18 protein-coding genes are annotated in these 19,361 nt (G+C 60.9%); 11 read left to right on the plus strand and 7 right to left on the minus strand.

All coding sequences use genetic code 11. The annotated features are described in order from the left end of the window. The first annotated feature begins 1 nt into the window (after window position 1). Genes ACMUVN_RS01790 through ACMUVN_RS01800 form a run of 3 tightly spaced genes read left to right on the plus strand, consistent with a single transcriptional unit; the run spans window position 2 to window position 2,908 of the window. Complete coding sequence (locus tag ACMUVN_RS01790) at window positions 2-841, plus strand: carbohydrate ABC transporter permease (RefSeq protein ID WP_414814846.1); 840 nt, start codon at window positions 2-4, stop codon at window positions 839-841. After that, window positions 838-1,896, plus strand: coding sequence for a Gfo/Idh/MocA family protein (locus tag ACMUVN_RS01795; protein ID WP_414814847.1), 1,059 nt, complete (start codon window positions 838-840; stop codon window positions 1,894-1,896). Before ACMUVN_RS01790 ends, ACMUVN_RS01795 begins: the two co-directional genes overlap by 4 nt. Window positions 1,897-1,906: 10 nt before the next feature. Beyond that, window positions 1,907-2,908, plus strand: coding sequence for an ABC transporter ATP-binding protein (locus tag ACMUVN_RS01800; protein WP_028755807.1), 1,002 nt, complete (start codon window positions 1,907-1,909; stop codon window positions 2,906-2,908). A gap of 69 nt (window positions 2,909-2,977) precedes the next feature. On the opposite strand, the gene ACMUVN_RS01805 is transcribed toward ACMUVN_RS01800, so the two are convergent. The 6 genes from ACMUVN_RS01805 to ACMUVN_RS01830 all read right to left on the minus strand — a co-directional run bounded on the left by ACMUVN_RS01805 (window position 2,978) and on the right by ACMUVN_RS01830 (window position 8,467). Then, window positions 2,978-3,283 (minus strand): NIPSNAP family protein, encoded by a 306-nt coding sequence (locus ACMUVN_RS01805; RefSeq protein WP_012758329.1) that lies wholly within the window; start codon window positions 3,281-3,283, stop codon window positions 2,978-2,980. Between the two features lie 193 nt (window positions 3,284-3,476). Then, the gene (locus ACMUVN_RS01810) at window positions 3,477-4,538 is read right to left on the minus strand and encodes an ABC transporter ATP-binding protein (protein WP_028755809.1); all 1,062 of its coding nucleotides are present in this window, start codon (window positions 4,536-4,538) and stop codon (window positions 3,477-3,479) included. Between the two features lie 12 nt (window positions 4,539-4,550). Further along, the gene (locus tag ACMUVN_RS01815; RefSeq protein WP_029867940.1) at window positions 4,551-5,339 is read right to left on the minus strand and encodes an ABC transporter permease; all 789 of its coding nucleotides are present in this window, start codon (window positions 5,337-5,339) and stop codon (window positions 4,551-4,553) included. Beyond that, complete coding sequence (locus ACMUVN_RS01820; protein WP_028755810.1) at window positions 5,336-6,229, minus strand: ABC transporter permease; 894 nt, start codon at window positions 6,227-6,229, stop codon at window positions 5,336-5,338. Before ACMUVN_RS01820 ends, ACMUVN_RS01815 begins: the two co-directional genes overlap by 4 nt. A gap of 71 nt (window positions 6,230-6,300) precedes the next feature. Then, window positions 6,301-7,404, minus strand: a complete 1,104-nt coding sequence (locus tag ACMUVN_RS01825; protein WP_028755811.1) for an ABC transporter substrate-binding protein — start codon at window positions 7,402-7,404, stop codon at window positions 6,301-6,303. 190 nt (window positions 7,405-7,594) lie between these two features. Continuing rightward, on the minus strand, window positions 7,595-8,467 hold the full coding sequence (locus ACMUVN_RS01830; RefSeq protein WP_028755812.1) for a MurR/RpiR family transcriptional regulator: 873 nt from the start codon (window positions 8,465-8,467) through the stop codon (window positions 7,595-7,597). Between the two features lie 177 nt (window positions 8,468-8,644). On the opposite strand from ACMUVN_RS01830, the gene ACMUVN_RS01835 reads away from it, so the two are divergent. The 6 genes from ACMUVN_RS01835 (at window position 8,645) to ACMUVN_RS01860 (ending at window position 16,319) form a co-directional block, all read left to right on the plus strand. Further along, window positions 8,645-9,418: an N-formylglutamate amidohydrolase gene (locus tag ACMUVN_RS01835; protein ID WP_028755813.1), complete on the plus strand. Its 774-nt coding sequence runs from the start codon at window positions 8,645-8,647 to the stop codon at window positions 9,416-9,418. Between the two features lie 112 nt (window positions 9,419-9,530). Next, a complete protein-coding gene (locus tag ACMUVN_RS01840; RefSeq protein ID WP_028755814.1) occupies window positions 9,531-11,087 on the plus strand; it encodes an amino acid permease in 1,557 nt (518 codons plus the stop codon). A gap of 147 nt (window positions 11,088-11,234) precedes the next feature. After that, window positions 11,235-12,599 carry a glutamine synthetase family protein gene (locus ACMUVN_RS01845; RefSeq protein ID WP_028755815.1) on the plus strand — a complete coding sequence of 455 codons (1,365 nt, stop codon included), beginning with the start codon at window positions 11,235-11,237 and terminating at the stop codon, window positions 12,597-12,599. A gap of 244 nt (window positions 12,600-12,843) precedes the next feature. After that, window positions 12,844-14,229: an aldehyde dehydrogenase family protein gene (locus tag ACMUVN_RS01850; RefSeq protein ID WP_414814848.1), complete on the plus strand. Its 1,386-nt coding sequence runs from the start codon at window positions 12,844-12,846 to the stop codon at window positions 14,227-14,229. After that, the gene (locus ACMUVN_RS01855) at window positions 14,226-15,377 is read left to right on the plus strand and encodes an iron-containing alcohol dehydrogenase (RefSeq protein WP_029867941.1); all 1,152 of its coding nucleotides are present in this window, start codon (window positions 14,226-14,228) and stop codon (window positions 15,375-15,377) included. Before ACMUVN_RS01850 ends, ACMUVN_RS01855 begins: the two co-directional genes overlap by 4 nt. A gap of 228 nt (window positions 15,378-15,605) precedes the next feature. Next, on the plus strand, window positions 15,606-16,319 hold the full coding sequence (locus ACMUVN_RS01860) for a ParA family protein (RefSeq protein ID WP_028755818.1): 714 nt from the start codon (window positions 15,606-15,608) through the stop codon (window positions 16,317-16,319). A 71-nt stretch (window positions 16,320-16,390) separates the two neighbouring features. Here the strand turns inward: ACMUVN_RS01860 and ACMUVN_RS01865 are convergent, their stop codons facing one another. Beyond that, window positions 16,391-17,791, minus strand: coding sequence for a L,D-transpeptidase (locus ACMUVN_RS01865; protein ID WP_029867942.1), 1,401 nt, complete (start codon window positions 17,789-17,791; stop codon window positions 16,391-16,393). A 252-nt stretch (window positions 17,792-18,043) separates the two neighbouring features. Here ACMUVN_RS01865 and ACMUVN_RS01870 point away from each other — a divergent pair, with 252 nt between their 5' ends. Together ACMUVN_RS01870 and ACMUVN_RS01875 are read left to right on the plus strand one after the other, a co-directional pair. Continuing rightward, entirely contained in the window at window positions 18,044-18,883 is an 840-nt protein-coding gene (locus ACMUVN_RS01870; protein ID WP_414814849.1) for an aldose 1-epimerase family protein, read from the plus strand. A 71-nt stretch (window positions 18,884-18,954) separates the two neighbouring features. After that, a complete protein-coding gene (locus ACMUVN_RS01875; protein WP_047610991.1) occupies window positions 18,955-19,293 on the plus strand; it encodes a TIGR01244 family sulfur transferase in 339 nt (112 codons plus the stop codon). The last annotated feature ends 68 nt before the right edge of the window (window positions 19,294-19,361 follow it).

The following is a 19,361-nucleotide window of genomic DNA, read 5'->3' on the forward strand; positions in this document are numbered from 1 at the left end:
CATGTCCAAGGCACGCACATCTCCCGTCCGCACCGGCCTCGTGCATCTGGCGCTGAGCGCCTATACGCTGGTCGCGCTGTTTCCGGTCTTTCTGACCATCGTCAACTCGTTCAAGGATCGCGCTTCGATTTTCCGCGAGCCGCTGATGATCCCGACGCCGTCGACTTTCAGCCTCGTCGGCTACCAGACGGTGTTGGGGCAGGGCGATTTCGCCACCTATTTCCAGAACAGCTTCATCGTCACGATCGTCTCGATCCTGCTGGTGCTGCTCTTCGGCGCGATGGCCGCCTTCGCGCTCTCGGAATATCGCTTCCGCGGCAATACGCTGCTCGGGCTCTATATGGCGATCGGCATCATGATCCCGATCCGTCTCGGCACGGTGGCGATCCTGCAGGGCATGGTGGCAGCCGGGCTCGTCAATACGCTGACGGCGCTGATCCTCGTCTATACCGCGCAGGGCATACCGCTGGCGATTTTCATCCTGTCGGAATTCATGCGCACGGTTTCGGATGACCTCAAGAACGCCGGGCGCATCGACGGACTTTCCGAATACGCGATCTTCTTCCGGCTGGTGCTGCCGCTGGTGCGCCCGGCCATGGCGACGGTCGCCGTCTTCACCATGATCCCGATCTGGAACGATCTCTGGTTCCCGCTGATCCTGGCGCCCTCGGAGGCCACCAAGACGGTCACGCTCGGCTCGCAGATTTTCATCGGGCAGTTCGTCACCAACTGGAATGCAGTGCTGGCGGCGCTGTCGCTGGCGATCCTGCCGATCCTCGTCCTCTACGTCATCTTCTCGCGGCAGTTGATCCGCGGCATCACGTCAGGAGCCGTCAAGTGACCGTAAAACCGATCCGTGTCCTCGTTGCCGGTCTCGGCAATATGGGCCGCAGCCATGCGCTCGCCTATCACAACAATCCAGGCTTCGAGATCGTTGGTCTCGTCAACCGCTCGACACCGAAGCTGGAGCCCGAGCTGCAGGGCTACACGATCCATCCCGACTTCATGACGGCGCTCACTGAACTGAAGCCGGACCTCTGCTCGATCAACACCTATTCCGACAGCCATGCCGATTATGCCGTCGCCGCCTTCGAGGCCGGCTGCGACGTCTTCGTTGAAAAGCCGCTGGCGACCACCGTCGCCGATGCCGAGCGCGTCGTCGCGGCAGCTGGAAAGGCCGGGCGCAAGCTGGTGATCGGTTATATCCTTCGCCATCACCCTTCCTGGATGAAGCTGATCGAGGAGGCGCGCAAGCTCGGCCCGCCTTACGTCTTCCGCATGAACCTCAACCAACAGTCCAGCGGCCCGACCTGGGCGACGCACAAGTCGCTGATGCGCACCACCTCGCCGATCGTCGATTGCGGCGTGCATTATGTCGACGTCATGTGCCAGATCACTGATGCCAGGGCTGTCGAGGTGCGCGGCATGGGGCTGCGCATGTCCGACGAGATTGCCGCCGACATGTATAATTACGGTCACCTGCAGGTGCTGTTCGAGGACGGTTCGGTCGGCTGGTACGAAGCCGGTTGGGGACCGATGATCTCGGAGACCGCCTTCTTCGTGAAGGACGTGATGTCGCCGAAGGGTGCGGTTTCCATTGTCATGGATCCGAACGCCAAGTCCGACGATATCGACACGCACACCAAGACCTCCGTGATCCGTCTGCACACGGCCGAGACCGGCGCGGACGGCAAGTTCATCCGGCCCGACCAGGATATGAGGATGACCGGCGAGCCCGGCCATCAGGCGCTTTGCGACCTGGAACAGGCCTTCATGCTGAGGGCGATCCGCGAGGATCTGAACCTCGACCGCCATATGGCGGATGCGGTGGCATCGCTGCGCATCTGCCTTGCCGCCGACGAGAGCGTGCGTACCGGCCAGCCGGTCAGATTGTAAGGGAAAGACAGTGGGATCGCTTCAACTCAAATCCATCCGCAAGACCTACGGCACGCATGAAGTGCTGAAAGGCATCGACCTCGAAGTCAAGGACGGTGAATTCGTCATCTTCGTCGGTCCGTCGGGCTGCGGGAAGTCGACGCTGCTGCGCAGCATTGCCGGTCTCGAGGACGTCACGTCGGGCGCCGTCGTCATCAACGGCCGCGACGAGACGCTGACGCCGCCGGCCAGGCGCGGAATCGCCATGGTGTTCCAGTCCTACGCGCTCTATCCGCATCTGACGGTCAAGGACAATATGGGGCTCGGCCTCAAGCAGGCCGGCACCGCAAAGGACGAGATCGAAAAGCGTGTCAGCAAGGCATCCGGCATGCTGTCGCTGGAGCCATATCTGGCGCGGCGGCCGGCCGAGCTCTCCGGCGGCCAGCGCCAGCGTGTCGCGATCGGCCGCGCCATCGTGCGCGAACCGGAACTCTTCCTGTTCGACGAACCGTTGTCGAACCTCGATGCGGCGCTACGCGTCCAGACCCGCCTCGAAATCGCCCGGCTGCACCGCAGCCTGAAGGCAACGATGATCTATGTGACCCACGACCAGGTCGAGGCGATGACGCTTGCCGACAAGATCGTCGTGTTGAATGCCGGCGCGATCGAACAGATCGGTTCGCCGATGGAGCTTTACAACCGTCCGGCCAATGTCTTCGTCGCCGGCTTCATCGGCTCGCCGCAGATGAATTTCATCGCGGCCGAGAAGGTCGGCGATCACAGCGCCAAGACGATCGGCGTGCGGCCCGAACACATGACGCTGTCGCGTGAGCAGGGGAGTTGGGCGGCGAAGGTCGTGCATGTCGAGCATCTCGGCGCCGATACGATCATCTATCTGGAGTCCGACCAGTGCGGTCTGCTGACGGCACGCCTGTTCGGCGAGCATCAGTACGAGCCCGACGAGATCGTCTATGCGACGCCGGATCAGGCGCGTGTCCACCGCTTCGATGTCGATGACCAGGCGATTCGCTGAGGGCATGATAGAACGAAAAAGCCCCGTGTTGCGGGGCTTTTCACTTCCCGTTGGCGTGCAAGAGTTCGATCAGCCAAGCACGGGCCGCATGAAGCTACGTTCATAGCTGACGATACTGCGGTTGCGTTTGTCGAGTTCGAAAGCGGCCTGACATTCCGGATCACTCGCCATGCGCGTGCGATAGTCCTCATAGGCGGCAAGGCTCGGGAAGGAAAACAAGGCAACGGCAATGTTGTTGGCGCCTTCGGATGGCAGGAAATAACCGTGATGGGTGCCGCCCATCCTGTTGACGATCGGAATCCAGAGCCGGGCATATTCCTCGAATTCGGCAAGCTTGTACGGATCGATCACATAACGCAGGTGGCAGGTAATCATTGACATATCCCATTTCGTAAAACACCGAGCGGAGGGCTGCGGCTCATTTGGTTTGCTCACCTTCTGGCATCGCGTTGAGAGAGTTCAAGTGCTTTGCAGTGATGACAGCATCACGATTGCTGACGTGTCGGCCAGCCTGAAATGAAAAAGGCGCCGTTTCGCGGCGCCTTTTGCGTGAACGGTATCGGCGAAATCAGTCGCGGATGATCAGCAGGTCGGCCGCCATGAAGCGCAGCGTCACCGTTTCGCCGGCCTGCGGCGGGGTGATGCCCGGGCTGTTGAACATGTCGAAGGAGATGACGTTGCCGCCGACATTCATACGGGTGCGGATGACCGATCCCAGGAAGTGGGCCGAGACGACCTGGCCGGTTAGCGCCGTATCGCTTTTGACGTTGTCAGAGAGGGAACCGGCTTCCGGACGCAGCGCCAGCGAAATGGTTTCGCCAGCCTTGTGGGCGGCGACCGACTGCTTGAGCGTCACGCCCTGATCGCCGATCTGGATGCGGTTGGCGCCGGGGTCGATGACCTTGGCCTCGATGAGGTTCAACGTGCCGACGAAGGAGGCGACGAAGCGTGTCGCCGGCGTGTTGTAGATCTCGAAGGGCGAACCGATCTGGTCAGCCTTGCCGGCATTCATGACGACAATGCGGTCGGAGATCGACAGAGCTTCTTCCTGGTCGTGGGTGACGAAGACCGTGGTGATGCCGAGCTGCTGCTGGATCTGGCGGATTTCCTCGCGCAGCGACACGCGGATCTTGGCGTCGAGCGCGGAGAGCGGCTCGTCGAGCAGCAGCACCTGCGGCTTGACGGCAAGCGCGCGGGCAAGGGCGACACGCTGCTGCTGGCCGCCCGATAGCTGATAGGGGAAGCGGTCGGCCAGGTGATCGAGTTTGATCAGGCCGAGCATTTCCTTGACGCGGGCGTCAATCTCAGGCTTCGGCGCGCCGGCGACCTTGAGGCCGAAGGCGACATTGTCGTGCACGGTCATGTTGGGGAACAATGCATAGGCCTGGAAGACCATACCGATATTGCGCTGGTTCGGCTTCAGGGCGCTCTGGTCCTTGCCGTTGATGGTCAGCGTGCCGCCGGTCGGTGTCTCGAAGCCGGCGATCATGCGCAGAACAGTCGTCTTGCCGCAGCCTGACGGGCCGAGGAAGGAGATGAACTCACCCTTCTCGATGTTCATGTTGAAGTTCTTGACGACCTGAACCGGGCCGAAGGATTTCTGAATGTTGGTCAGTGTGAGAAAGGACATGAGCCAGTTACCTTAAGCCTTTGCCGGGCGGGCTTTACCGAAGCGGGAAACGAGGTTGAGCAGGCCCATGCTGAGCCAGGTGATCGAGAAGGCGATGACGGCGAGCGCCGAAGGCTCATAGGCCTTGTTTGCACCGACGAGCTGCAGATAGGGACCGAAAGCCGGACGGTTGAGCAGCGCGGCGAAGGTGAATTCGCCCATGACGATTGCCAGCGTGATGAAGGCGCCGGAGAGCACGCCGCTCATGACGTTGGGGAAAATGCACCTGAACATGATGGTCGTCCAGCGGGCGCCGAGACTTTCGGCCGCTTCCGTCAGCGTGCGGACGTCGATGGCGCGCATCGCGGTATCGACGGCGCGGTACATGTAGGGCAGGGACAGCGTGATATAGGAGAAGACCAGCAGGGCGTTGGTGCCGGTCGTCGAACCCGTCAGGGGCAGGTAGGACGACGAATTATACATCCTGAGGTAACCGAAGACGATGACGATCGCCGGAATGACAAGCGGCAGCAGCGTGATGAATTCGACGACGGGACGCATCTGCGGCAGGCGCAGCCGCACCCAATAGGCCGTCGGCACGACGAGCAGCATGCCGAAGACGATGGTGAATAACGCCATCAGCATGGAATAGCCGAAGGTCTCGCGGAACTGAATGTCTGAGAAGACCGACTCATAGGCATCGAGGCTGTATTCGCCGCGGCGCATGCGCAGCGAAAATTCGATCGTGCCGATCAACGGAATGACGAAATAGGATGCGCCCAGGATGACGGCGATCCAGGCCCCAAGACGTTGAGCTTTCATTTCTGCCACCGTTCGGCGCGCATGCGCAGCATGAGATAAAGGACGTTGGAGACGCCTGTAATGACGATCATGCCGAGCGCGATGGCGTAGCCGAGGTTGGCATTGTGCAGAACGTCGCCGCGGATCTGCGCATAAAGCAGGATCGGCACGATGTTCAGCGAGCTGCCGGTCAGCGCAAAGGCGGTGGCGATGGCGCCGAAGGCATTGGCGAAAAGCAGCAGCGTCGTGCCAAGCAGGCTCGGCCAGAGGATCGGAAGGGCAACCATCGTCCAATATTGGCGGTTGGTGGCGCCGAGGATCTGCGATGCCTCGCGCCATTCCTTCTTCATGCCGTCGAGGGCCGGCGTCAGGATCAGCACCATCAGCGGGATCTGGAAATACATGTAGGTGATGGTGAGGCCAAAGAAGGAGAGCAGGTTGAAACCGGTGCCGTAGAGATTGAAGCCGAACCATTCGCGCAGGAAGATCGTCACAAGGCCGGTACGGCCGAGCGTTGCGAGAAAGGCGAAGGCGAGCGGCACGCCGGCGAAATTCGAGGCGACGCCGGAGAAGGTCAGCAGCGTCGAGCGCACGGAGGCGGGCAGGCCGCCGAGCACGACGGCCCAGGCGAGGAAGAAGCCGATCAGCGCGCCGCCGAGAGCGGAGGCGACCGAGACGCGGATACTGATCCAGTAAGCGCTCATGATCGATGGCGTAAAGAGATCGCCGATATTCTTCAGCGTGAAATCGCCCTCGGGCGTCAGGAATGCGCCCGCCACAAGATAGAGCGTGGGGATGATCAGGAATAGCAGGGAGAAAATGATGAAGGGTGCAATGCCCAGCCAGTCGATCACACGGTCTTTGTTGATCAAGGGGGCACTGCTCGCCATCGGCGTAGAAACGGTGCTCATGGAAAAGCTCATCCTGGGGCGTCGGAGTAACAAAACCTCCCCGCCTTGCGGCGGGGAGGCAGGATCAGAGATTACTTGACGTTGGCGCCGACGACGGAATCCCAGTTCTTGGTGATGGCTTCCTTGCCGGCGGCCTGCTCTTCGAGCGTCGGGAAGACGGCCTTTTCGTAGGCCGCTGCCGGCGGCAGCTTGTCGAGCAATTCCTTCGGGATCTTGTTGTTCTTGGCAAGATCGTTGAAGCGGATCGGGTGGCAATAGCCCTTCAGCCAGCCGAGCTGACCTTCGTCGGAATAGAGGTATTCCATCCAGAGCTTGGCAGCGTTCGGGTGCGGAGCGAAGGCAGAAATCGCCTGAACGTAAACGCCGGCAACGACGCCGGTCTTCGGAACGACAACCTCGAACGGAGGATTGCCCTTCAGGCCTTCGCCCCAGGACATCGCGTTGTAGTCCCAGGCGACGATGATCGGCGTGGAGCCCTGCGCGAAGGGAGCAGCCTTGCCGACGACCGGCACGAAATTGCCGTTCTTGTTGAGCTCGGCGAAGAACTTCAGACCTTCTTCACCTGCCTTGGCTGCGTCACCGCCAGATGCGGAAAGACCGGCGGCATAGACGCCCTGGACAGCCTGGTTGGCCGTGCGCGGGTCGCCTGCCAGCGCGACGCTGTTTGCGTAGTCGCTCTTTTTCAGATCGGGCCAATCGGCCGGCGATTCCTTGACGAGATCCTTGTTCACGAGGAACGAGAGAACGCCGTAATAGTCGCCATACCAATAGCCTTCGGCGTCCTTGGCGGTATCCGGGATGGAATCCCAGGTAGAGACCTTATAAGGCTGGATCAGGCCGTCTTTCTTAGCGGACGGGCCAAAGGAGAGGCCGACGTCGATGACGTCAGGAGCCTGCGGGCCGGTATTGCCCTTGTTGGCCTTGATCGCTTCGATTTCGTCGCCGGAGCCGGCATCCGGGTTCAGTTCGTTGACCTCAAGACCGTATTTGGCCTTGAAGCCGGCAATGACGTCGCCGTAGCCGCACCAGTCGTGCGGAAGTGCGATGGTCGTCAGGGTGCCTTCCTTCTTGGCGGCGGCGATGAGTTCAGCGCTCGGCTCAGCGGCGGCAATCGCGGTCGAAGCCACGATCATCGCAGTAGAAAGCGACAGCAGTCGAGAAATGTTAGAGATCACTGTTGTTCTCCTTCGGGTTTTCAGTGTCTGGCGATGCTGTTAATGAGCTTACATGAAGCTTGTATGACGTTTGGATGACGTTCATTTCACCCTGAATATCAGGCCTTTGCGACAAATATTCTATTTGCGACAGCGCGGTCTGTTTCCGTGAAAATCCGTCATTGTCTTTCTTCTGTTTAGTCTTGTCCTCCTAACCCGGTTTACGGAAAAGCCTGGTCTGCTCAAACAGGCCTTCCAGCGTCTTCATGCGCTCCTTCGTCTCGTCCCAGGTCGAATTCTGAACGGCCTCGATCAGCGCTTCGACGATGAACAGGGTGACGACGGAGGAATCCCAGGCCGATGGCGCTTCGATCCGGACGCGGAAGGTATGTCTGGCGAGCTTGGCCGCGGGCGAGCCCCACTGGTCGGTGAAGACGACGATCTCGGCGCCGCGTTTGCGGGCGGCGGTGGCAAGGCTCACCATTTCCTGCTCGTAGCGGCGGATGTCGAAGATGATCAGGATGTCGCCGGCATTCATGTTGAGGACATATTGCGGCCAGCTGCTGGAATTCGACGACAGCAGCGTCGTTGCTGGCCGGATCACCTGCATGTGGGTGAAGAAATACTCGGCAAGCGCGCCGGTGATGCGGCCGCCGACGAAATAGAGGCCGCGTTTGCGGTCGGAGAGCAGCGAGGCGACGCTGTCGAAAGTCGCGGTGTCGAGATCGGTCAGCGTCTGGCGCAGATTGCCCATGATGGCATCGGCAAAGCGATTGAGGATATGGGTGCCCGGCGCGTTCTGCGCCCAGCGATCGTGCTTGGCGATGGGGTTCGAGATCGTCGCCTCGACCTCCTGATGCAGATGCGCCTGAAAGTCCGGATAGCCCTTGAAGCCGAGTTTCTGCACCATGCGCACGACGGTCGGCGTCGAGACGCCGGCATTCTCGGCGATCGTGGTGATGCTGCCGAGACCGGAAACCGGATAATTGTCGAGAAGGCTTTCGGCCAACTGCTTCTCGGCGCGCGTCAGCACCCCCAAATGCGAATGTATGACGTCCGAAACCGTCTTCGACGCAACTGTCACGTAACTATGCTCCCCGGGATGGTCTGGCGCCACTTTCCCACTCAAAGTTAACAACGCTGTCATAATCCATGTCAACTACTGTCATGAAAAGAAATTTTCAGTCGATGCTTGACAGTCATCGAAACCTGAAGAATTCTTTTCTTATAAGAATTTATTAATGGATAAGGAGTGGCGCTTTTGGTGCTGGCTCGACCGAACATCCTCAGCGAAGCGGACGGCGACTGCGTCGGGATCGAGCGCATCCGTGGCGGGAGCCCGGTGCTCTTCGTCTGTGAGCATGCCTCCAGCACTCTTCCTGAACGTTTCGGTGATCTCGGTCTTTCGCGTGAAGCGCTCTCCAGCCATATTGCTTGGGATCCAGGCGCACTTGCGGTTGCCCGCATCCTATCCGACGCCCTTGACGCGACGCTCATCTATCAGCGGTTTTCACGGTTGATCTATGATTGCAACCGCCCACCCAGCTCGCCGGGGGCGATGCCCGAGACAAGCGAGATCTATGCCATTCCCGGTAACAAGGATTTGACCGCGGAAGAGCGGCTGGCGCGCACCGAGGCGCTCTACGTGCCTTTTCACGATGCCGTTCGTGGATTGATCCGTGACCGTCGGGCGCGGGGCCAAGACAGCATCATCGTGACGATGCACAGTTTCACGCCGGTCTATCACGGCCGCGAGCGGGCCGTCGAACTCGGCATATTGCACGACAAGGACAGTCGGCTGGCCGACGGCATGCTGAAAGCTGCCGCTGAGGCACCGCTCTTCAGGACGGAACGCAACGAGCCTTACGGACCCGAGGATGGCGTAACCCACACGCTGATCCTGCACGGGCTTTCGAACGGGATTCGCAATGTTATGATCGAGGTCCGAAACGATCTCATCGCAAACGATGCCGGCCAAAGGGTCATGGCCGACTATCTAAAGGGGCTGCTCCAGCAAAGCCTGGACGCCCAATAAAAAGACCCGAGGGAGCAGTCTAACTGCGAACGTCTGTACGGCGCAAATGCCGCGGACAATTGGCACTGAACCGGCCCGCAATCCCGCGGCCGATCGTGAACAGGGGGAAGTCATGTCGGATTATACCGAACTGGACAAGAAGCAGGATGTGCACATCCTGCATTCCATGGGCTATGCCCAGGAACTCGAACGACGCATGAGCTCGTTCTCGAATTTTGCCGTATCATTCTCCATCATCTGCATTCTGTCCGGCGGCATCAATTCGCTGGCGCAGGCGACCTCCGGTGCCGGCGGAGCGGCCATCGGCATCGGCTGGCCGGTCGGGTGCTTCATCTCGCTGGTCTTCGCCGTTGCCATGGCGCAGATCAGCTCCGCCTATCCGACGGCCGGTGGGCTCTATCACTGGGGTTCGATCCTCGGCAACCGCTTCACCGGCTGGCTGACCGCATGGTTCAACCTGCTCGGGCTCGTCACCGTGCTCGGCGCCATCAATGTCGGCACCTACTATTTCTTCATGGGCTCCTTCGGCACCACCTATCTCGGGCTGACGGATTCGACGGTAGTACGCATCGTCTTCCTCGTCATCATCACCGGTGCGCAGGCGCTCGTGAACCACATGGGCATCGGGCTGACAGCGAAGCTGACCGACTTTTCGGGCTATCTCATCTTCGCGAGCTCGATTGCGCTGGCAGTCGTCTGCCTTCTCGCGGCACCCTCGTATGAATTCGGCCGTCTCTTCACCTTCGCCAATTATTCCGGCGAAGTCGGCGGTAACGTCTGGCCCTCCACCTCGGGTACCTGGGTCTTCCTGCTCGGTCTGCTGCTGCCGATCTACACCATCACCGGCTATGACGCCTCCGCGCATACGTCGGAAGAGACCGTCAAGGCTGCTGAATCGGTCCCGCGCGGCATGGTCGCGTCGGTGCTGTGGTCGGCGCTTTTCGGTTATATCATGCTGTGCGCCTTCGTCCTGATGCTGCCGAACATGGACGATGCGGCAAAGCAGGGCTGGAACGTGTTCTTCTGGGCGATGGACAGCCAGGTCAACCCGATCGTCAAGGACATTCTCTACCTCGCCATCCTGGTCAGCCAGTGGCTGTGCGGTCTTGCGACCGTCACCTCGGTCTCTCGCATGATCTTCGCCTTCTCGCGTGACGGCGGTCTGCCGGCATCGAAGGCATTGTCGAAGGTCAGCCCGCAGTACCGCACGCCGGTAGCTGCGATCTGGACAGGCTCGATCTTATCGGTCCTGTTCGTCTGGGGCTCTTCGCTCGTTTCGATCGGCGACACGCCGGTCTACACGATCGTCGTCTCGTGCACCGTCATCTTCCTGTTCTTCTCCTTCGCGATTCCGATCACGCTCGGCCTCTTCGCCTGGGGTACATCGAAGTGGGACAAGATGGGTCCGTGGAATCTCGGCGAAGGCGTCTTCAAGCTCTTTGCCGTGCTGACGATCATCGCGATGATCCTGATCTTCATTCTCGGCATTCAACCTCCGAATGAATGGGCGCTCTATATCACCGTCGGCTTCCTCGTGGTCACCGGGATCGTCTGGTTCGGCTTCGAAAGCCGGCGCTTCAAGGGGCCGCCGATCGGCGCCGAAGTGGCAAAGCGTCAGGCCGAGATCGCGGCCGCCGAAGCGGCGGTCGGCGAGAGCGGCGAAAAGTAAGCATCGAGGCTTCCCTCTCAAATGGCGGGGCCGCATCCTGCGGCCCCATCACCGGTTCAACGAAAAGGCATCGGGCTGGGAGGTCCGGCCGAGCGTATGCGATTTCGTTGCCCCGATTTTCTCAATCCCAATTCAGGCGGATCAATCATGAGCAGCTACACGATCGACGATCTCAGGAAGGATGTTGCCGAAGGGCGCATCGACACGGTTCTGGCCTGCCAGGTGGACATGCAGGGCCGGCTGATGGGCAAGCGGTTCCAGGCGGAGTATTTCATCGAGAGCGCCTGGAAGGAAACGCACAGCTGCAACTACCTGATTGCCACGGACATGGAGATGGAGACGGTCTCCGGCTACAAGGCGACGAGTTGGGAGAAGGGTTACGGCGACTACACCATGAAGCCGGATCTGGCGACGCTGCGCCGCATTCCCTGGCTCGAAGGCACCGCGCTGGTGCTCTGCGACGTGCTCGACCATCATACGCATGAGGAGGTCGCCCACTCGCCGCGCGCGATCCTGAAGAAGCAGGTGAAGCGCCTCGAAGATATGGGCATGAAGGCCTATATGGCCTCCGAACTCGAGTTTTTCCTGTTCGACCAGACCTATGAGGCGGCACAGGCCTCGGGCTACCGCAACCTCAAGCTCGCCAGCGCCTATAACGAGGACTACCACATCTTCCAGACCACCAAGGAGGAAGAGGTGATGCGGGCGATCCGCACCGGGCTGCAAGGCGCCGGCATCCCGGTCGAGAACTCCAAGGGCGAGGCTTCGGCCGGCCAGGAAGAGATCAACGTGCGCTACGCCGATGCGCTCGCCATGGCCGACCGGCACGCGATCATCAAGAACGGCTGCAAGGAGATCGCCTGGTCGAAGGGCAAGGCCATCACATTCCTCGCCAAGTGGAACTACAACGCCGCCGGCAGTTCCTCGCACATCCACCAGTCGCTCTGGAGCCTGGAGGAGAAGCCGCTTTTCTTCGACCATACCGGCAAATATGGCATGTCGCCGCTGATGCACAATTACGTCGCCGGGCTTCTCGCCCATGCGAGCGAGATCACCTATTTCCTGGCGCCCTACATCAACTCCTACAAGCGCTTCATGGCCGGTACCTTTGCGCCGACCAAGGCGATCTGGAGCAAGGACAACCGTACCGCCGGCTATCGGCTCTGCGGCGAGGAGACCAAGGGAATCCGTATCGAGTGCCGCGTCGGCGGCTCCGATCTCAATCCCTATCTCGCCTTCGCCGCGCTGCTTGCGGCCGGCATTGACGGCATCGAGAACAAGCTGGAGCTCGAAGCCCCCTTCGTCGGCGACGCCTATGGCGGCAAGGGTGTCCGCGAAATCCCGCGCACGCTGCGCGCAGCCACGATTGAGATGACGGAATCGGCAATGCTGCGCAAAGCCTTCGGCGACGACGTGATCGACCATTACACCCGTACTGCCGAATGGGAGCAGGAAGAATACGATCGTCGTATCACCGACTGGGAAGTGGCGCGCGGTTTCGAAAGAGCTTAATAGGCAATCAGAGGCGGCTTGCCCCTCACCCTAACCCTTGCCGGGGTCGAGCCACTGGTCTCGACCCGTCCTTCGGACCCCCGCTTGCGGGGAGAGGGGACGTGCCCTGTGCGGGGTTTGCGGTTGGGGAAAACGGTGCTGTGTATTCCCTTCTCCCCGCGAGCGGGGAGAAGGTGCCGGCAGGCGGATGAGGGGCTATGGCCCTCGACGAAATTTTTGATCAATACGAGGACGGAAATCGATCATGGCAATGATCCAATGCATTTCACCGGTTGACGGGTCGGTCTATGCCGAACGCGCCGCACTTTCTCTCGATGCCGCCAAGGACGTGGTGGCGCGCGCCCGCAAGGCGCAGAAAGCCTGGGCGAAACGGCCGCTCGAAGAGCGCGTGCAGCTGGTGCTGAAGGGTGCTGCGCGGCTGAATGAGATGTCTGATGTCGTCGTCCCGGAGCTTGCCTGGCAGATGGGCCGGCCGGTCAAGTATGGCGGCGAATACAAAGGCTTTAACGAGCGCTCCAATTATGTCGCCTCCATCGCGGCGGATGCGCTGGCGCCTCTCGTGGTCGAGGAGAGCGAGCGTTTCGAGCGCCGCATCGAGCGCGAAGCACATGGCGTCGTCTTCGTCGTCGCGCCATGGAACTATCCCTATATGACGGCGATCAACACGATCGCGCCGGCGTTGATGGCCGGCAATACCGTGGTGCTGAAACATGCCTCGCAGACGCTTCTTGTCGGTGAACGGCTGGTCCAGGCTTTCATCGAGGCCGGCGTTCCCGAGGATGTGTTCCAGAACGTCTTTCTCGACCATGAGACCACATCGGCGCTAATTGCCGCCGGCAGCTTCAATTTCGTCAATTTCACCGGATCGGTCGAAGGCGGGCGGTCGATGGAGCGGGCCGCCGCCGGCACCTTCACCGGCCTCGGTCTCGAACTCGGCGGCAAGGATCCGGGTTATGTCATGGAAGACGCCGATCTCGAGGCGGCCGTCGATACACTGATGGACGGCGCGACCTACAATTCCGGCCAGTGCTGCTGCGGCATCGAGCGTATCTATGTGCATGAATCGCTCTATGACGCTTTCGTCGAGAAATCGGTTGCCTGGGTGTCGAACTACAAGCTCGGCAATCCGCTCGATCCCGATACGTCGCTCGGGCCGATGGCAAATAAGCGCTTCGCCAAGGTGGTGCGCGAGCAGATTGCTGACGCGGTTTCCAAGGGCGCCAAGGCGCTTGTCGATTCCAGGCTTTTCCCTCAGGATGACGGCGGCGCCTATCTCGCACCGCAGATCCTCGTCAATGTCGACCACTCCATGGCCTTCATGCGCGAAGAGACGTTCGGTCCGGCAGTCGGCATCATGAAGGTGAAGAGCGACGAGGAGGCACTCGCTTTAATGAACGACAGCCAGTACGGGCTGACGGCCTCGCTCTGGACCAGGGATGTCGAGCGGGCAGCGCGGCTCGGCCGCGAAATCGAAACCGGCACCGTTTTCATGAACCGCGCGGATTATCTCGACCCGGCGCTTTGCTGGACCGGCGTCAAGGAGACCGGCCGCGGTGGCTCGCTGTCGATCATCGGCTTCCAAAATCTGACGCGTCCGAAATCTTTCCATCTGAAGAAGGTCACAGCATGAGCAGCAACATCACCGCAAACTGGAGCTACCCGACGTCGGTCAAGCTCGGCCGGGGCCGCATCACGGAACTGGCCGACGCCTGCAAGAGCCTCGGCATCAAGAAGCCACTGCTCGTCACCGACCGCGGCCTCGCCTCGATGGCGATCACCAAGACTGCGCTCGATATCCTCGAAGATGCCGGTCTCGGCCGGGCGATCTTCGCCGATGTCGATCCGAACCCCAATGAGAAGAACCTCGACGCCGGCGTCAAGGCTTTCAAGGACGGCGGACATGACGGTGTTGTCGCCTTCGGCGGCGGCTCCGGCCTCGATCTCGGCAAGTGCGTCGCCTTCATGGCCGGTCAGACGCGGCCGGTCTGGGACTTCGAAGATATTGGCGACTGGTGGACGCGTGCGAGCCTCGAGGGCATCGCCCCGATCGTCGCGGTGCCGACAACGGCCGGCACCGGTTCGGAAGTCGGGCGTGCCAGCGTCATCACCAATTCCGAAACCCATGTGAAGAAGATCATCTTCCATCCGAAGTTCCTGCCTGGCGTCGTCATCTCCGATCCGGAACTGACGGTCGGCATGCCGAAGATCATCACGGCCGGCACGGGCATGGACGCCTTTGCCCATTGCCTGGAGGCTTATTCCTCGCCCTTCTATCACCCGATGTCGGCCGGCATCGCGCTCGAAGGCATGCGGCTCGTCAAGGAGTTCCTGCCGCGCGCCTATAGGGAAGGCACAGACCTCGAAGCCCGTGCCAATATGATGTCTGCGGCCGCCATGGGCGCGGTTGCCTTCCAGAAGGGGCTCGGCGCCATCCACGCGCTGTCGCACCCGATCGGCGCCGTCTACAACACCCATCACGGCATGACCAACGCCGTGGTGATGCCGGCAGTGCTGCGCTTCAATCGCAAGGCGATCGAGGAGAAGATCGGCCGCGCCGCCGCCTATCTCGGCATTTCGGGCGGTTTCGACGGCTTTTACGACTATGTGCTGAAGCTCCGCTCCGAACTCGGGGTGCCGGAGACGCTGTCGGCGATGGGAATCGCGCCTGATCGTATCGATGAATTGTCGGCCATGGCGATCGAAGATCCGAGCGCCGGCGGCAACCCGGTCGCAATGACGCTCGAAAATACCAAAACTCTGTTCAAGGACTGCTTCTGACAATACGAGCGGACCAACTGACTGGCCGGAAAACCTTGGTTCTCCGGCCTTTTTTCATTCCGGCGGCATCCCCAATTTTAGGGATGTGAAAAATACCGGCTGCAATTTCGCCGCGCGTGTTTGGAATTTGTTAACCATGATTAGAAAGGATGGATTAACCGCACGATGCTCCCGAGGGTGCGTAAAAGAGCGATTCCGGCTCGCACCATCTCCTTCCGAGGACCGAACATGCCTGTCATCACATTCGCAAATACCAAGGGCGGCGCCGGCAAGACGACCGCTGTTCTCCTGCTCGCCACCGAGCTTGCCCGCAAAGGCTATCGCGTCACCATTCTCGACGCCGATCCGCAGCACTGGATTTCGCGCTGGCACGAAATATCGGGTCATGTTCCCAATCTTTCGGTGATCGATTTCGTGACCACCGCCTCGCTGCCGCAGCATATCAGCGAGAACAAGCACAATACCGACTATTTCATCGTCGACCTGCCGGGTGCGCGCAATCCGCTGCTTGCGACAGCCGTCGGCCTTTCCGACCATGTGCTGATCCCGATCCAGGGCTGTGCGATGGATGCACGCGGCGGCGCGCAGGTGCTCGAGCTGCTGCAATATCTGGACGAGAAGGCCGGCATCAAGATCGGCCATTCGGTGGTGCTCACCCGCGTCAACTCGATGGTGACGACGCGGGCGCTGCAACTCGTCAAGTCGCTACTCAGCGAACGGCATGTGCCGGTGCTGGACACCGCAATTATCGAACGCTCCGCCTTCCGCGACATCTTCGACTGTGGCGGCACGCTGCACACGATCGACCCCACGCGCGTCAGCAATCTCGACAAGGCGCGTGAAAACGCCACCTGTTTTGCCGAGGAAATGATGCGCAAGCTGCCGGTCAGGCTGACCGCCTCCGCCCGCATGGGAAACCCGCTGGTCCGCTCGGCGGCCTGATTTCCCCGTGATGAAACGAAAAGGCCGCCGGAGCGATCCGGCGGCCTTTTCTATCAGCGAAATGAAGCGGCTCAATCGACGAATTCGACCGTGACGCCCGGCTTGACCATCTTGGCCAGCTCGGTGGCATCCCAGTTGGTCAGTCGGATGCAGCCGTGGCTCTGGGTGCGGCCGATCTTCGAAGGCTCGGGCGTGCCGTGGATGCCGTAGGTGGGCTTGGAAAGCGCCATCCAGACGGTGCCGACGGGGCCGTTCGGGCCGGGCGGGATGTTGAGGATCTTGTCGTTTGCGCCCTGTTGGAAATTGATCTTCGGATTATAGGTGTAACCGGGATTGAGGGCGACACGCTCGACATTTACCAAGCCCGACGGAGAGGGAGTGTCGGTGGAGCCGATCGATGCCGGATAGGCGGCGAGGAGATTGCCGGCGCCGTCATAGGCGAAGACCTGCTTGCGGCCCTTGTCGGCGATGATGCGAGCGACTTCACCGGTCTTCGGCTCGCCGGGATTGACGACCTTGATCACCGTGCCTGGAACGCTGAAATCGGCGCCGGGGTTCATCTCCTTGAGGAAGGCTTCATCCATATGGAAGCGCTCGGCCAGCATTTCGGTGGTCGAGGTATAGGCAAGCGACGGCAGCAGCGCCTTCTGCGAATAATCTTCCGGGATCTGGGCGACGAAGGGACCGGCGGCATCGGCCGGCGTGATCGTGTAGCTGACGACGGGCAGGCCGCCGTTCAAGCGCAGCTCTTCGAGAATGGCATCGGTGTCGTTGGGATCGAGCTTCGACCCGGTCATCTGGTCATAGGCATAGATGCCCTTGGTGACGTTCGAGCCCATATGGCCGTCGATGACGCCGGGGGAGATGCCGGCGCGATCGAGGAAGACCTGCAGCGCGACGATCTCCGGCTTCGACTTGTTCTTCAGCGTGATGACGGGCTCTTCGGGTGCGGCCTTCGGCTGATCGGCAGGCGGGATCTGCTGGTCGGGGTCGATCGAGGCGTAGTCGTCGCCGGGCTGCGGATTGCCGATGCTGTTGTCATCAGGATAGGGCTGGTCGTCGAGCGGCTGCCGTTCGATCGCGGCATCGCGTGGAACGCCGCCGGTCACGGCGCCGCGCTCGGAATAACGCGTATCGCCATAGGGATTGTTGTCGGAATAATAGGGGTCGTTGCCGCCCTGGTCGTTATAGACTTCGCGCGGGCCGGGTCGCGGCGGATAATAGCCGCGGGCGCGCATCTCGGTGGCAACGACGTTGCCGTAGTCGTCGATCAACACACGATTGCCGCTGCGGTCGCGGGCGTAGATATAGCCGCGCGGGACATAATCGAGGATTTCGCCGCTCGGCGTCACGAGCACGACATCGCTCTGGCGGCGGTCGCGGAATTGCTGCGCGCCTGCTTCCGGCGCTGCAGCCGCAATGGCTGCCAGCACGGCCGCAAGCGAAAATGCCGACTTCAAAAAGCGATTCACGTCTCACACCTCGAACAGTGACTGGCAGACACACACCTGCGAATTTTGACGCTAGTGTGGAATTTATGAAAGCGTACTGAACAAAATATGAAAATCACTAAGATTTCCTTTTACTCATAAACGTTTGCGCCCTTGTGTCCGTTCCGCAAAATCCACGGTTGCTGCAAAAACACAAGATGAGAGCGGCGGCGATTGACGAATGGAGGCGTGAAACCTAACGCTACGGGCCGATAATTCCTCAAGGAGACCGTGATGATCGAATTTGCCGCCGCAAGCGGGCCGCGCCTGATGCTGGACGAAACATCGGTGCTCGATATCGGCGGATGCATCGTCGACGGCGTCGATATCGCGCCGAAACGCGCCATTCCCGACGACGGCGATCCGCGAATCGATCACTCGCTCGAAGGCTTCCTCTTTACCTGCGGGCCGGATCACATCCGCCACCGTCAGCCGATTCCCGACCGGGGCGACGGCAAAGTCTATCCGCTGCACGGATCGGCCTCTGGCCATGCGGCAAAGGTGCTGTGGACGAAATTCGAGAACGGCAATGCCGAATGTCGCGCCGATATCGACATCACCACTGTCGAAGGACTGCCGCAGCGCATCGAACGGCTGTGGCGGATCGACGGGGCGACGGGCGAGGTGCTGCTCGAAGACCGGGTCGTCAATACCAGCGATCGGACGGCGCCGACCTTCCTGATGTATCACATGAACGTTGGCGGCAAATGGCTGGACGACGGCACGCGGCTCGAAGGCCGGATGCTGGAGAATGGTGGTTTCCCCTGGGCATTCGGCGAGGAGCCGGGCGGCATCTTCTGCGTCGCGGCGCCGGCGGTGGAGGAAGGTTTCGCGGAGGTCCGCCTCGGGCCGATCGCCGCAATCGGCGGCAGGACGCTCAGCGTGCGTTTCCGCGCCGACACGCTGCCCTATCTTCAGGTCTGGCGGAACCAGAAGCCGCCGGCCCATATCATCGGCATCGAGCCGGTGTCGCATCGCTGGGTGCTGCGCGACGAGCTCGAGGCAGCCGGTGAGTTCAACATGCTGGCGCCAGGCGAGAGCCGCAGCTATGCGCTGACCTTTACCTTTCTGTGAGCGAAGTGTTGTTGACGCTGGCAGACCTCCGTCGTAGACCTTCACCCCACGATTTTTGAGGAGACAAGACGATGGATATTCGCCAGATCGACGATGAATATTCGGTTTCGGGCCAGATCACGCTCGAGGAACTCGACGAGATCAAGGCGCTGGGGTTCAAATCGATCGTCTGCCACCGTCCCGACCACGAAAGTCCCGACCAGACGTCGTTTTCCGTCATCGAGGCGCGCGCCAAGGAGATCGGCCTCGAGATCGCCCATGTGCCTGTCGGGCCGATGGGCGTGACCGAAGAAGCCGTGCAGGGCATGGTCGACGCGCTCGACGAATTCCCGCGGCCGATGTTGGGCTATTGCCGTTCCGGCGCACGCTCGACGGCGATTTACCAGAAGACCCACCATATCCGTAACTGAGCCCCATTCCCGGGCGCAGATTTTCCGGCGCTGACCTTCAGCGCCGCCACCTTCCATTCACTCAGGAG

The organism is Rhizobium sp. IY2 (assembly GCF_047532935.1).
GTDB lineage: Bacteria > Pseudomonadota > Alphaproteobacteria > Rhizobiales > Rhizobiaceae > Rhizobium > Rhizobium anhuiense.

Coding starts and splice junctions, on each gene's coding strand:
- ACMUVN_RS01790 (WP_414814846.1), top strand. CDS start 2: ATGTCCAAGGCACGCACATCTCCCGTCCGCACCGGCCTCGTGCATCTG.
- ACMUVN_RS01805 (WP_012758329.1), bottom strand. CDS start 3,283: ATGATTACCTGCCACCTGCGTTATGTGATCGATCCGTACAAGCTTGCC.
- ACMUVN_RS01810 (WP_028755809.1), bottom strand. CDS start 4,538: ATGTCCTTTCTCACACTGACCAACATTCAGAAATCCTTCGGCCCGGTT.
- ACMUVN_RS01815 (WP_029867940.1), bottom strand. CDS start 5,339: ATGAAAGCTCAACGTCTTGGGGCCTGGATCGCCGTCATCCTGGGCGCA.
- ACMUVN_RS01820 (WP_028755810.1), bottom strand. CDS start 6,229: ATGAGCACCGTTTCTACGCCGATGGCGAGCAGTGCCCCCTTGATCAAC.
- ACMUVN_RS01840 (WP_028755814.1), top strand. CDS start 9,531: ATGTCGGATTATACCGAACTGGACAAGAAGCAGGATGTGCACATCCTG.
- ACMUVN_RS01845 (WP_028755815.1), top strand. CDS start 11,235: ATGAGCAGCTACACGATCGACGATCTCAGGAAGGATGTTGCCGAAGGG.
- ACMUVN_RS01850 (WP_414814848.1), top strand. CDS start 12,844: ATGGCAATGATCCAATGCATTTCACCGGTTGACGGGTCGGTCTATGCC.
- ACMUVN_RS01855 (WP_029867941.1), top strand. CDS start 14,226: ATGAGCAGCAACATCACCGCAAACTGGAGCTACCCGACGTCGGTCAAG.
- ACMUVN_RS01860 (WP_028755818.1), top strand. CDS start 15,606: ATGCCTGTCATCACATTCGCAAATACCAAGGGCGGCGCCGGCAAGACG.
- ACMUVN_RS01870 (WP_414814849.1), top strand. CDS start 18,044: ATGATCGAATTTGCCGCCGCAAGCGGGCCGCGCCTGATGCTGGACGAA.
- ACMUVN_RS01875 (WP_047610991.1), top strand. CDS start 18,955: ATGGATATTCGCCAGATCGACGATGAATATTCGGTTTCGGGCCAGATC.